Annotated in this window: 15 protein-coding genes; 13 read left to right on the forward strand and 2 right to left on the reverse strand. The window is 61.0% G+C overall.

Translation table 11 applies throughout. The annotated features are described in order from the left end of the window. Positions 1 to 20 precede the first annotated feature (20 nt). Positions 21 to 410 carry a VOC family protein gene (locus V7650_RS07205; protein ID WP_335655576.1) on the forward strand — a complete coding sequence of 130 codons (390 nt, stop codon included), beginning with the start codon at positions 21 to 23 and terminating at the stop codon, positions 408 to 410. Here V7650_RS07205 and V7650_RS07210 read toward each other — a convergent pair. Further along, positions 407 to 1,108, reverse strand: coding sequence for a TetR/AcrR family transcriptional regulator (locus tag V7650_RS07210; protein WP_335655577.1), 702 nt, complete (start codon positions 1,106 to 1,108; stop codon positions 407 to 409). The genes V7650_RS07205 and V7650_RS07210 overlap by 4 nt on opposite strands. A 70-nt stretch (positions 1,109 to 1,178) precedes the next feature. Between V7650_RS07210 and V7650_RS07215 the strand changes: the two genes are divergently transcribed. From V7650_RS07215 to V7650_RS07265, 11 genes are all read left to right on the forward strand, one after another. Then, positions 1,179 to 2,066 carry a phytanoyl-CoA dioxygenase family protein gene (locus V7650_RS07215; RefSeq protein WP_335655578.1) on the forward strand — a complete coding sequence of 296 codons (888 nt, stop codon included), beginning with the start codon at positions 1,179 to 1,181 and terminating at the stop codon, positions 2,064 to 2,066. Between the two features lie 782 nt (positions 2,067 to 2,848). Beyond that, complete coding sequence (gene secE / locus V7650_RS07220) at positions 2,849 to 3,043, forward strand: preprotein translocase subunit SecE (protein ID WP_335655579.1); 195 nt, start codon at positions 2,849 to 2,851, stop codon at positions 3,041 to 3,043. Positions 3,044 to 3,074: 31 nt separating this feature from the next. Further along, positions 3,075 to 3,611, forward strand: coding sequence for a transcription termination/antitermination protein NusG (nusG, locus tag V7650_RS07225; protein ID WP_335655580.1), 537 nt, complete (start codon positions 3,075 to 3,077; stop codon positions 3,609 to 3,611). Between the two features lie 169 nt (positions 3,612 to 3,780). After that, the gene (gene rplK, locus V7650_RS07230; protein ID WP_335655581.1) at positions 3,781 to 4,212 is read left to right on the forward strand and encodes a 50S ribosomal protein L11; all 432 of its coding nucleotides are present in this window, start codon (positions 3,781 to 3,783) and stop codon (positions 4,210 to 4,212) included. Positions 4,213 to 4,216: 4 nt separating this feature from the next. Further along, positions 4,217 to 4,918, forward strand: coding sequence for a 50S ribosomal protein L1 (gene rplA / locus V7650_RS07235; protein WP_335655582.1), 702 nt, complete (start codon positions 4,217 to 4,219; stop codon positions 4,916 to 4,918). 113 nt (positions 4,919 to 5,031) lie between these two features. Continuing rightward, positions 5,032 to 5,811, forward strand: a complete 780-nt coding sequence (locus tag V7650_RS07240; RefSeq protein ID WP_335655583.1) for a transglutaminase-like domain-containing protein — start codon at positions 5,032 to 5,034, stop codon at positions 5,809 to 5,811. A gap of 69 nt (positions 5,812 to 5,880) precedes the next feature. Further along, positions 5,881 to 6,264, forward strand: coding sequence for a GFA family protein (locus tag V7650_RS07245; RefSeq protein ID WP_335655584.1), 384 nt, complete (start codon positions 5,881 to 5,883; stop codon positions 6,262 to 6,264). Positions 6,265 to 7,062: 798 nt separating this feature from the next. After that, positions 7,063 to 7,575, forward strand: a complete 513-nt coding sequence (rplJ, locus tag V7650_RS07250; protein ID WP_335655697.1) for a 50S ribosomal protein L10 — start codon at positions 7,063 to 7,065, stop codon at positions 7,573 to 7,575. 42 nt (positions 7,576 to 7,617) lie between these two features. After that, positions 7,618 to 7,989, forward strand: a complete 372-nt coding sequence (gene rplL, locus V7650_RS07255) for a 50S ribosomal protein L7/L12 (protein WP_323798709.1) — start codon at positions 7,618 to 7,620, stop codon at positions 7,987 to 7,989. 173 nt (positions 7,990 to 8,162) lie between these two features. Further along, positions 8,163 to 8,702, forward strand: a complete 540-nt coding sequence (locus V7650_RS07260) for an adenine phosphoribosyltransferase (protein ID WP_335655585.1) — start codon at positions 8,163 to 8,165, stop codon at positions 8,700 to 8,702. Continuing rightward, positions 8,695 to 9,381, forward strand: a complete 687-nt coding sequence (locus tag V7650_RS07265; protein ID WP_335655586.1) for a 5'-methylthioadenosine/S-adenosylhomocysteine nucleosidase family protein — start codon at positions 8,695 to 8,697, stop codon at positions 9,379 to 9,381. Before V7650_RS07260 ends, V7650_RS07265 begins: the two co-directional genes overlap by 8 nt. 86 nt (positions 9,382 to 9,467) lie before the next feature. Here the strand turns inward: V7650_RS07265 and V7650_RS07270 are convergent, their stop codons facing one another. Then, on the reverse strand, positions 9,468 to 10,910 hold the full coding sequence (locus tag V7650_RS07270) for an 8'-apo-carotenoid 13,14-cleaving dioxygenase (RefSeq protein ID WP_335655587.1): 1,443 nt from the start codon (positions 10,908 to 10,910) through the stop codon (positions 9,468 to 9,470). Positions 10,911 to 11,055: 145 nt separating this feature from the next. On the opposite strand from V7650_RS07270, the gene V7650_RS07275 reads away from it, so the two are divergent. Beyond that, positions 11,056 to 11,628, forward strand: coding sequence for a TetR/AcrR family transcriptional regulator (locus V7650_RS07275; protein ID WP_335655588.1), 573 nt, complete (start codon positions 11,056 to 11,058; stop codon positions 11,626 to 11,628). The last annotated feature ends 21 nt before the right edge of the window (positions 11,629 to 11,649 follow it).

The following is an 11,649-nucleotide window of genomic DNA, read 5'->3' on the forward strand; positions in this document are numbered from 1 at the left end:
TTTCTTGCACCGAAGATTTCATGCCCCAGTTCCTTTCCGCCATCACCCTGCTCGTCCCCGACTATGATCCGGCGATCGAATTCTATGTCGGCCTGATGGGCTTCGAGCTGGTCGAGGACACGCCGCTGTCTGACGACAAGCGATGGGTGCTGGTGGCGCCGCCGGGAAGCACCGAGACGCGCCTGCTGCTCGCGCGGGCAAGCAACGAGGCGCAGCAGGAGGTGATCGGCGAACAGGCCGGCGACCGGGTGTTCCTGTTTCTGGAAACCTATGATTTCGAAACCGATTACGCGATCATGCAGCGGGCCGGCATCCTGTTTCTCGAGGAACCGCGCGAGGAGCCCTACGGCATGGTGGTCAAGTGGCGCGATCCGTTCGGCAACCGGTGGGACCTGATCGAGCGCTATTAACGCTCGATATCCAGCGCCCCCGCGATCATCCCCCATATCTGGTGCCCCAGCTTGGCCGGGTCCGGCCGCGGGGCCATCGCCATGGCGTGCATGATCCCGCTACGGATCGCTCCGGTTATCGCGGCGCCGGCAATCGCCGGATCGATATGGGCACCGATATCGCCGCGCCGGATGCCGGACCGGATATTGCGGATCGCCATTTCGATCATCTCTTCATGGCGCGCCGATTCCACCGCAGCGACCTGGTTGGTCCGGGCCATCTTTCCGAGAATGACCGGCGCCATCGGATCGTCGTAGAGAAAGGCGACGACCGCCATCAGCCTGCGCTTCTCGCGCACGCCCCACCGGATATCCGGGTCGATATGCTGGTTCGCCACCTGGTTGTAGCGATCGTAGAAGGCGTGGATGATCGCGCCCAGCATCCCCGACTTGGAGCCGAAATAATGATAGGCCAGGCCCACCGACACGCCGGCCCGCTCGGCGACCTGTCCCATTTCCAGTTCACCGTCGCCGTCCCGCAGGATCATTTCTGCCGCCGCCAATATGCTCGCCGCCCGCATCAGCTTGCGATCGGATGTTTCCGCGGTCCTGCTGCCTTTGGCCATGCCCTTGCCCTTGCCCTTGCCCTTGCCCTTGCCCTTGCCCTTGCCCTTGCGCTTGTCTCTCTTGCCTTGCCCGTCCTCCTGCCTCCTAGCCATTGTTTGAATTGAATTCAATTCAAACAATGGCTATCAAGGTCACAATGACACGAATTACGGAGCAGGATCGATGACTATCGAAAGCAGCATGGCCACGGCGGATGCGGATCTCGGCCCCTGGCTGCACGGGCGCAGCTTCGAGGATGCCTGGGCCCAGTTTCAGGAAGAGGGCTATGTCATGCTTCCCGACGTGCTGACACCCGCACAGGTGGAACAGCAGCGCGCGGCGCTCCAGCCGTGGATCGATGCCGATATCCGCGGGCGCAACAATTTCGAAGGCGACAAATCGAACCGGATCTACGGAATGCTCGACAAGGATCCCGTCTTTGCCGACCTGATTGCCCATCCGCTGCAGCTCGCCTTTGCCGAGCGCGAACTGGGCAAGAGCTGCCTGCTCTACGCCTGCCTCGCGATCAACCTGCACCCCGGCGAAACCGTCCAGCCCTGGCATTTCGACGACAGCCATTGCGGCCTGGCGCGGCCGCGCGACCCGCTCAGCCTGTCGACCTTCTGGTCGATCAGCGAAACCACCGAGGACAATGGCGCCACCGAGATCATCCCCGGCAGCCACAATTGGGGCGACGAGCAGCCGGCTGGCGCCAATCGCGGCTCCGATTTCAGGACCGGCGTCACCGACAAGACCAGTCACGGCACCGATGACCATCCCGACATGATCCGGGCGACCATGCCCGCCGGCTCGCTGATGCTGGCCAAGGGCACCCTGTGGCACCGCGGCGGCAGCAACCGCTCCGCCGCCGACCGGCTGATCGTCACCCCGCAATTCTGCAAGGGCTGGTGCCGGCCGCTGGAACAGCAATTGCTCGCCGTCTCTCCCGAAAAGGCGGCGCGCTTCCCGAAGCGCGTACAGGAACTGCTCGGCTACAATATCCACCCGCCCTTCATGGGCTATGTCGACGGCATGCACCCGAGCCGGAAACTGGCGACCCGGCCAGCCTGAGCGCTCGCCAAATCCTCCCCGCCTGCGGGGAGGGGGACCGCGCGCAGCGTGGTGGAGGGGACTCGCGTCTGAACGCAGCACTTGGGGCACCCCCCCCTTCTCCCGTGAGGGAGAAGGATACAGAGCCTTATCGCTTCAGCGATTAGGCGGCGTTGGATGAGGGTGTTCCACCATCCGAAGCGCAGATCAGCCTCAGGGATGAAGGCGCAATGCTCCCTGCCGTCACTGCCAAAAACCGCTGTCCTACACCCGCCCCGTTCGTCTATAATTGCCCACATACTTCGACAGGCTCTTTGACATTGGAAAGAACCAGCGGCCCGCACCATCCGGCTGGCCCCGCCTCCCGCCGGAAGGTCACACTCGCCGCGATCCCGGCGGTCGCGAACCGCAGCAAATCTGCCGCCTTGGGCCAAAGGTCACGGAAAATAAAAGCGCGCGTTTTTGTAAAGTTCTCGACTCGCTTCAACAAAAGTCTTGGCTCACGCGAAGACGCAAAGCCGCCAAGAATGAAAGACTGCGCACAATCGCTTCGCGGCTTCGCGTGAGTCCAAGGAAGGACCCGGAAGCCGCCGACTGGTGACACCGCGAACCTCTCCGAAGGATCGGATCGCAGATCGAAGCTGTGCCGCTCCGGCAAATCCCCGTTCTTTTTCTTGCGAATCCGGGAATCTGCGTATAAAGGGCTGGTTCTTTCCGAAACCATGCATATATCCGGTCACAGTCAAATGGCTGACACCCGGAGTTTATGTTAAAACCGGCGAGACAAGTTTAGGGAATCAAGCATGGCGAAAGTCAATCCAGGCGAATTCATGAATCAGGTCAAGGCGGAGACCAACAAGGTCGTCTGGCCGACATGGCCGGAAACCGTCCGCACGGCGATCCTCGTGCTGATCATGACCACGATCCTCGGCTTGTTTTTCCTCGGCGTCGATTCGATTTTCAACGCGGTTGTGGCCTGGCTCCTGAGCCTTGCCTAAGCGCCCCACACAGATTTTTTAGGTTATTCGCATGGCACGCTGGTACATCATTCACGCTTATTCGGGCTTTGAACACAAGGTCAAGGAAGCCATCGAGGCCGACGCCAAGCGGCTGGGCCTGACCGAACTGGTCGAGGATATCGAGGTTCCGACCGAGACGATCACCGAGGTCAAGCGCGGCAAGAAGATCCAGTCGGAGCGGAAATTCTTCCCCGGCTATGTGCTGGCCAAGCTGGAAATGACCGACGATGTCTACCATCTGGTCAAGAACCAGCCCAAGGTCACCGGCTTCCTCGGCAGCAGCGGCAAGCCGCAGGCGATCAGCGAATCCGAAGCCGCCCGCATCCTCAACACCAAGGAAGAAGCGGCCAACGCTCCGAAGCAGCGGATCACGGTCAGCTACGAAATCGGCGACGAGGTCAAGGTCAAGAGCGGCCCGTTCAACAGCTTCAACGGCATTGTCGAGGAACTGGATTTCGACAAGAACAAGGTCAAGGTTTCCGTGTCCATCTTCGGTCGCGCAACCCCGGTCGAACTCGACTTCGGCGAAGTCGACCTGATCAGCTAGTTTTTCGCTCCGGTTAGAATCTGGAGCACAACAAAATTCCGGAGCTTGCTCCAGAATACCAGTGTGGGAGGAGAGCATGCTCTCCGTTTGACCACTTAATTTGATCCGCCCCGAGGCCCGCTCATCCCGAGCTTGTCGAAGGACGGGAAAAGAATGAAAGGACAGCCAAATGGCTAAGAAAATTGATGGTTATATCAATTTGCAGGTACCGGCCGGTACTGCAAACCCATCCCCGCCGATCGGCCCAGCATTGGGTCAGCGCGGCGTCAACATCATGGAATTCTGCAAGGCGTTCAACGCGGCGACCGACAAGCTTGAAAAAGGCACGCCGATCCCGACCAAGATCACCGTCTACGGCGATCGCAGCTTCACCTTCGAAACCAAGACCCCGCCAGCGAGCTTTCTGATCAAGAAGACGGCCAAGCTGAAAAAGGGTTCGAGCGAACCGGGCAAGACCTCCGGCGGCACGATCAAGGCGTCGCAGATCAAGGAAATCGCCGAAACGAAAATGGCCGACCTCAATGCCAACAGCATCGAACAGGCCATGAAGATCATTTCAGGCACCGCACGCTCGATGGGCGTAGAAGTGGTGGAGGGATAAGACCATGGCGAAACTCTCCAAAAAAATGCAGACGATCAACGAAAAGGTCGATCGCAACAAGATCTACAGCATCGACGAAGCGATCCAGACGCTGAAGGGCCTCGCTTCGACCTCGAAGTTTGACGAGACCCTCGATGTCGTGATCAATCTCGGTGTCGATCCCCGCCACGCAGACCAGATGGTCCGCGGCGTGGTCTCGCTGCCTGCCGGTACCGGCAAGGAAACCCGCGTTGCGGTGTTTGCCAAGGACGCGAAAGCGGACGAAGCCCGCGAAGCGGGTGCCGACACGGTTGGCGCAGAAGACCTGATGGAAGCGATGCAGGGCGGCGATCTCAACTATGACCGCATTATTGCCACTCCGGACATGATGGGCCTCGTCGGCCGTCTCGGCAAGGTACTCGGACCCAAGGGCCTGATGCCGAACCCGAAACTCGGTACCGTGACCCCGAATGTCGGACAGGCCGTCAAGGACGCCAAGGGCGGCCAGGTTGAATATCGCGTTGAAAAGGCCGGTATCATCCACAATGGTCTCGGCAAGGTGAGCTTCAAGGAAGCCGATCTGCGCAAGAATTTCGACGCGCTGGTCAGTGCCGTGGTCAAGGCAAAGCCAGCCGGTGCCAAGGGCAAATATGTCCGCAAGATCGGCCTGAGCACGACCATGGGCCCCGGCCTCAAGGTTGATCTCGGTGAGATCGAAGGCGCCTGATTCGCCGTCCGTCGCTCCGGCATCCGCCGGGGATGACCGCAAAAGCCAAGTGAAGAAGGCCGGGTGCAACCCCGGCCTTTTTTCATGCGCCCGATTTTTTTGAAGGACCCGCCATGACCCGATTGCAGATCAGCGCCGACCTCTCCTACCGCCTCCCCGCGCCCTGCACCATCCTCGTCCAGGTCTCGGCCGCGGCCACGCGGGAACAGCGGCTCGACCAGGCGCTGACCACGGTCGGTCCGGTCCCCGACCAGACGATCATCCCGGCGCAGGACGGTATCGGCACCCGGCTGTGGACGACGCAGCAGCAGGCTCTGACCGTCTCCTATGCCGCCGGGGTCACGGTCGATCGCGCCAATCCGGATCTGGCCAGCCTGGCCGCGACAAACCTGCCCGACCTGCCGGGCGAGGCCGTGCCCTTTCTGTTCAGCTCGCCCTATTGCTCGGCCCATGCCTTCGACCAGCTGGTCGGCGACCAGTTCGCCGATCTTGTCGGCGGCCCGCTGGTCGCCGCCATGTCCGACCATGTCGGCCGGATCATGACCTACGGCTCGGACAGCGACAATGCCCACACCAATGCCGAGCAGAGCTATGACGCGCGCAAGGGCGTGTGCCGCGACTATGCCCATATCCTGATCGCCATGGCGCGCACCGCCAATATCCCCGCCCGCTTTGTCAGCACCTATGCCCCCGATGTCGAGCCGCAGGATTTCCACGCGGTCGCCGAGGTGTTTCTGGACGGCCGCTGGCATCTGGTCGATCCGACCGGCATGGCCCAGGCGAGCGACATGGCGGTGATCGGCATCGGCCGCGACGCCACCGACGTCTCCTTCCTCACCGGATTCGGCAGCATGGAGATGGTCAGCCAGCAGGTCCGGGTCTCCCGCGCCTGAAAATAGCCGCTTCCAAACCCGCCCCCTTTTCCGGTAGGATTGGCGTCCGACCATTTACCGGAGGACAATATGCACAAGGGTTCCTGCCTCTGCGGCGCCATCCAGATCGAGGTCGACGGCGACTTGCCCGAGGCCGACGCCTGCCACTGCAGCCAATGCCGCAAGCAGTCCGGCCACTACTGGGCCTCCGCCGACCTCCCGACCAGCGCCGTCACCATCACCGGCGAAGACCATATCCGCTGGTACCAGTCATCCCCCAAGGTCCGCCGCGGCTTCTGCGACACCTGCGGCTCCTTCCTGTTCTGGGACCCGATCGAACATCCCGACAAGATCGCCATCGCCATGGGCTGCATCGACCAGCCGACCGGCACGAAAATTTGGAGCCATATCTATGTAGCCGACAAGGGTGATTATTACGGGATTGAACCGGGCGTTTTGCGGCGCGACCAGTAAACCTTCTCCCGTGAGGTAGAAGGATACGAAGCCTTATCCGCGAAGCGGATTAGGCGCAGTTGGATGAGGGCGTTCTGCCCTCGATTAGGAGAACAGTTTAGCTCTTCTTTGCCTTCCGGTCCTGCAAGCTCGAGGACAGCACTAAAAATGCAAAGACCAAACTGACGAAGGCAACTATTTTTGCACCCTTCCCCAGTTCAACGATCTCCAAACCGTGCAGCGATACCAAGCCCATGCAAATGCTCATCCCAAGGAGGTAATTGCTGGTCTTCCTGCTCACTGGCTTGATCTCCAAACATCGGCCGCTTAACTCGATAATAGACGACATGATCAACCACCGCAATTGACGCGTTAACTGACCAACATCCACAAACCTCGGACGTCTCCTTTACGCAGTTGACAGCCACTCAAAATCCCATCCACCCTTGACATCCCTGCCCCACCCGCTAATGGCTCCCCTACAAATTGTGCTTCCATCAAAAGAATCGCAATTTCCGTCCGAGACAGCGGGTGAGGGGAATTTGCCTCTCTTAATTTCCAGCCTAGACGGGGATCAGTTTTTTATGAGCCTTGGCTCATAGGTTCGCAGCCCGCGTCCTGCACGCGGCATCGCAGCCAAACTCCCCCTTCGGATTATACAGGATTGATTTCGATCAATCCTTTCGCTCGTCATGCTGAACTTGTTTCAGCATCCCTCCCGGAAGCATGTTGCATCCGGAGGTCCTGAAACAAGTTCAGGATGACGATAATTGGAATTGGATGTGGGTTTCGGCCCCCATCCACGTGAAGGAGCAAAATATGGATCGTGGTCAAAAGACCGAAGCGGTTGTCGCTCTGAACGCTGTTTTCAAGCAGGCCGGGGTGGTCGTGGTGACACGCAACCTGGGTCTGACCGTCGCGCAATCAACGGCGCTGCGGACGAAAATGCGGGACGAGGGCGCAAGCTTCAAAGTCTCTAAAAACCGCCTTGCCAAGCTGGCTCTGGAAGGTACCGACTATGCCCCGATAGCAGATATGCTGACGGGTCCGGTCGCGCTTGCCACATCGGATGATCCGGTGGCCGCTGCCAAGATCGCAGTGGAATTTGCAAAAACCAACGACCGTTTGGAAATCGTTGGCGGCGCAATGGGCGACACCCTTCTCGACGAAGCCGGCATCAAATCTCTGGCTGCCATGCCTTCGCTTGACGAACTGCGCGGAACGATTGTGGGACTGCTTGTTGCACCACAAACGAAAATCGCAAGGGTTCTTGTCGAGCCGGCAACCAGTGTCGCACGCGTACTCAGCGCTTATGCTGCTGCGGGTGAATGAATTTAACTTTTCAAATCTTTAGAAAATTGGAGCGTATTTAACATGGCTGATATTGCAAAACTGGTCGAAGAACTTTCGAAACTCACCGTCATGGAAGCGGCTGAACTGTCCAAGGCACTGGAAGAAGAGTGGGGCGTTTCCGCTGCCGCTGCTGTTGCTGTTGCTGGCCCGGCTGCTGCCGCTGGCGAAGCTGCCGAAGAGCAGACCGAATTTGACGTAATCCTGACCGGCGACGGCGGCAAGAAGATCCAGGTGATCAAGGAAGTCCGTGCGATCACCCAGCTTGGTCTGACCGATGCGAAAGCCCTCGTCGAAGGCGCGCCAAAGGCGATCAAGGAAGGCGTCAACAAGGCCGAAGCCGAAGACATCAAGGCGAAGATCGAAGCTGCCGGCGGTACCGTCGAACTCAAGTAAGTCTTTCGACTTTTATCCATTCAAGAGGGCGGCTTCCGGTTCGGAAGCCGCCCTTTTTCTATGGCCGCTGGCGGAACGTCCCGGCCGAGAGTCACGGCTGCTCCCTCCTGCAGAATGATTGACACGGCCCGGCCCCTGCGCGACTAGAGGCTTTCACGATTCCGGGGGACGACATGACCGACAATCAGGACCTGATCGATCTGGTGCGGACGATCCCCGACTATCCCAAGCCGGGTATCCAGTTTCGCGACGTCTCCACCCTGCTGCTCGACGGCCCCGCCTTTCGCCGCACCATCGACCGGATGATCGCGCTGGTCGATCCGGCATCCTTTGACCTGATTGCCGGCATCGAAGCGCGCGGCTTCATCGTCTCGGCGGCGATGTCCTACGCGCTGGAAAAGGGCAAGATCATGCTGCGCAAGCCGGGCAAATTGCCCGGCAAATCCGTCTATATCGACTATGCGCTGGAATATGGCACCGACCGGATCGAGATGCACACGGACGCGGTCCTGCCGGGGCAGCGGGTGCTGCTGGTCGATGACCTGCTCGCCACCGGCGGCACCGCCATCGCCGCGACCCAGCTGCTCCGCGGCCAGGGGGCACTGGTCGAACAGGCCCTGTTCATTGTCGATCTGCCCGATCTGGGCGGCGCGCAGAAACTGGCCGCAGCCGGGGTGACACCGAAAGCCCTGATGGCCTTTGCCGGTGATTGACCATGTCGCGATCATCACCGGGGTGCAGGACGAGGCCGACGCCTTCCTGCCCGACCATTCGGCACGGACCGCCGGGAGTCCGCTCGGCACCATCCGTCAGATCGATCATGCCGGGAAGACCGTCTCTGTCCTGTGTTGCGGCATCGGCAAGGTTCATGCCGGCGCCGCTGCCCTCTACATGCACAGCCATTTCAGCCCCGACCTGTTTCTGGTAATCGGCACCGCCGGCCATGTCAGTGCGCTGGCCGGCGACTGCTTCTATCTCGGCGAATCGCTGCAGGCCGACTATGGCACGCTCGAACGGTTCGGCGACCATGACGGCTTCACCCACTACAACGCCGGCGCCTGGCCGATTGGCCCGTCAGACTGGAAACCCTTCACGGCCCATCCGATGCCGGAAGCGCTCGCTCTGCCGCAGGCCCGAATCGCGACCGCCGACTGCTTCGTCAAATGTCCGGAGCGATCCGGCTATTTGCGCGATGTGCTGAAGGCCGATCTGGTCGACATGGAGACCGCAGCCGTGGCGCAGATCGCTGCGTTGCTCGATCGTCCCTGGGCGGGGATCAAGGCGGTCACAGACGGCGCCAACAGCGACAGCTCGGGCGACTTTCACGCCAATCTCGAACGCGCCGCCAACCGCGCCGCCGAGGAGGCCGCGCGCTTTATCGAGCTGCTGTAACCTCCCCGTTCGTCCTCAGCCCGTCGACCCGCAGGGCGAGCGCAGCTCAACGACCGCTCAAGGCAAGGCGCCAGCCGCCAGAAAGTCTAGCTTTCCACCCAATTGCCATGGAATCCCGGCGGAATCCGGTGCGGCACATGGATCACCGCCTGCGGTTCGCCGAGAAAATCATCGGCGTTCAAAATCTGCAGCTCGGTCGTTTCATTTGCGGCATCGATCACTAGCCCGATCAGCCAGCCATCATCTTCACCGCCATCCTCCGAGCGCGGCACGAACACGAATTCGCCGGGATAGCGATCCGCGCCCAGCTCGCGGGTCAGCGTCTCTCCGCGTTCCAGATCATGCTTGAACAGCTGCGATCCGCCGCGATCGAACACGCCGCTGTCATTTTCGGCCAGCGCGACACTGTAGACATAGCGATAGGGCTCTGCCGTCCGCCGCTCGTCATAGCGGGGAAATTCCTGGTTCCGGTCGTGGATGATCTTGCGGTCGACCGACCGCGTTTCCGGGTCGACCGTCCAGCGCTCGAACCGCGCCCAGTCGCCACCTGGACCATAGGGCGACCTTGCGTACATGCTTTCGTGCACCACCACATCGACGATCACCTTGCCGTCGGCGGTCTCGAACGCATTGGCGGGATGAAAGACATAACAGGGTTCGACATCGCACCAGATGATGTCGTCGTTGCTGCCGGTCTTCGGCATCAGGCCGACCCGCGCGCCATGATCCGGGTTCCAGTCATAGGGAAACTGGAACCCCTTGATCAGCCGCTTCATCGACAGCGTCGCCGGCAGGTCCAGCACCAGCACATAATGTTCGGTGATCGCGCAATCGTGGATCGACGGGCCGTCCTTGACCGCAATCGGCTCCTCGCGGATCACCTTGCCCTGCGCATCGACCACCACGTGCCAGACCGTGTCCTGCGTCGCCGCGTCATAGCAGATCGCGTGCCGCTCCCCGGTTTTCGGGTCAAGATGCGGATGGGCGGAAAAGGCATGGGTCAGCGTGCCGTCGAACGGATTATGCTTGATCGTGTCGAGCTCGTCGTTCAGCTCGACCGGAAAGCCGCCGGCCTCGACGATCGCAAAGGTCCGGCCGTCGATGCCGACAATATTGGTATTGGCGGTATCCGACCGCGGGTTCCGCGCACCCGGCTTGCGCGGTTCGCCCAGCGCGTCGCTCACCGCGTTGCTGCGGATCCAGCGGTTGCGATACCAGGCCGCCTCTCCGCCCTTTATCCGGATGCCGTGGGCCATGCCGTCGCCGACAAACCAGTGATGGCTCGGGCTGTGCGCTTTTTTGAGCGGATTGGGACCGATGCGCAGATAGCGCCCGTCCAGCTGGTCCGGAATCGTCCCCGTCACCTGCATTGCCGAAATCGTCTCCTCGCTCTGCATCGGTTCGTGCAGCCCGTCCAGGAATGGATGCCCGCCATTGGGTTCGGGCAGGCGCTTGCGGTTGTAACTGGCCACGGCGGTGATCACCGGGGTGACGGCGGAGCGGATGGTCTTTTCGATGACGGAAGCCATGGCGATTTCCTCTTGCTGGTCGCACGATTTCCAACACGGCTGTTGGCAAATCGACTCGCGATGTTTATGCCGTTAACATGACAAGTAATGATAACAGTGTCAACATATGTTTGGCGAGGAGTGCTCCAAGCCTCCAATCCTTCCAATGAACGCCCCCTATCATCACGGCGATCTGCGCGCCGCGGCGCTGGAAATGGGCATGGAGCGGCTGGCCAGCCAGGTGCAGCCCGACCTCGGCCTGCGCGCCCTCGCCCGCGATCTCGGCGTGTCCGCCACCGCGTTGTACCGCCACTTCCCGAACAAGGATGCCCTGCTCGATGCGCTGGCGCTGGAAGGCCTCGACCGGCTGGGACAAAGTCAGGCCGAGGCAGCCGACGCGGCTGGTGGTGGGCTTCCCGGCTTTGCCGAGGTCGGCGTCACCTATGTCGAATGGGCGGTGCAGCACCCCGCTCTTCTCCGCCTGATCTATGCAAGGGTCGGCAAGGTCGATCTGGCTACCCCCGACCCCTCCGCCATGGGCGAGGCCTTTCGCCAGCTGCGCAAGGGGATAGCGGAAAAGATGCCCGGCGACCTTGCACCGGAGGAACGCGCGGCCGCCACGCTGCACGCCTGGTCGCTGGTCCACGGGCTGGCGATGCTGATCCTCGACGGCCAGATCGAATATGATCCGGCGATGGTCCGCAAAGTGGTGCTGATCACCGAATTCCGGGACAGCTGACCGCGCGTCGCCGCCGAAAAT

This window comes from Parasphingorhabdus sp., assembly GCF_036964565.1.
GTDB lineage: Bacteria > Pseudomonadota > Alphaproteobacteria > Sphingomonadales > Sphingomonadaceae > Parasphingorhabdus.

Coding starts and splice junctions, on each gene's coding strand:
- V7650_RS07205 (WP_335655576.1), top strand. CDS start 21: ATGCCCCAGTTCCTTTCCGCCATCACCCTGCTCGTCCCCGACTATGAT.
- V7650_RS07210 (WP_335655577.1), bottom strand. CDS start 1,108: ATGGCTAGGAGGCAGGAGGACGGGCAAGGCAAGAGAGACAAGCGCAAG.
- V7650_RS07215 (WP_335655578.1), top strand. CDS start 1,179: ATGACTATCGAAAGCAGCATGGCCACGGCGGATGCGGATCTCGGCCCC.
- secE (WP_335655579.1), top strand. CDS start 2,849: ATGGCGAAAGTCAATCCAGGCGAATTCATGAATCAGGTCAAGGCGGAG.
- nusG (WP_335655580.1), top strand. CDS start 3,075: ATGGCACGCTGGTACATCATTCACGCTTATTCGGGCTTTGAACACAAG.
- rplK (WP_335655581.1), top strand. CDS start 3,781: ATGGCTAAGAAAATTGATGGTTATATCAATTTGCAGGTACCGGCCGGT.
- rplA (WP_335655582.1), top strand. CDS start 4,217: ATGGCGAAACTCTCCAAAAAAATGCAGACGATCAACGAAAAGGTCGAT.
- V7650_RS07240 (WP_335655583.1), top strand. CDS start 5,032: ATGACCCGATTGCAGATCAGCGCCGACCTCTCCTACCGCCTCCCCGCG.
- V7650_RS07245 (WP_335655584.1), top strand. CDS start 5,881: ATGCACAAGGGTTCCTGCCTCTGCGGCGCCATCCAGATCGAGGTCGAC.
- rplJ (WP_335655697.1), top strand. CDS start 7,063: ATGGATCGTGGTCAAAAGACCGAAGCGGTTGTCGCTCTGAACGCTGTT.
- rplL (WP_323798709.1), top strand. CDS start 7,618: ATGGCTGATATTGCAAAACTGGTCGAAGAACTTTCGAAACTCACCGTC.
- V7650_RS07260 (WP_335655585.1), top strand. CDS start 8,163: ATGACCGACAATCAGGACCTGATCGATCTGGTGCGGACGATCCCCGAC.
- V7650_RS07270 (WP_335655587.1), bottom strand. CDS start 10,910: ATGGCTTCCGTCATCGAAAAGACCATCCGCTCCGCCGTCACCCCGGTG.
- V7650_RS07275 (WP_335655588.1), top strand. CDS start 11,056: ATGAACGCCCCCTATCATCACGGCGATCTGCGCGCCGCGGCGCTGGAA.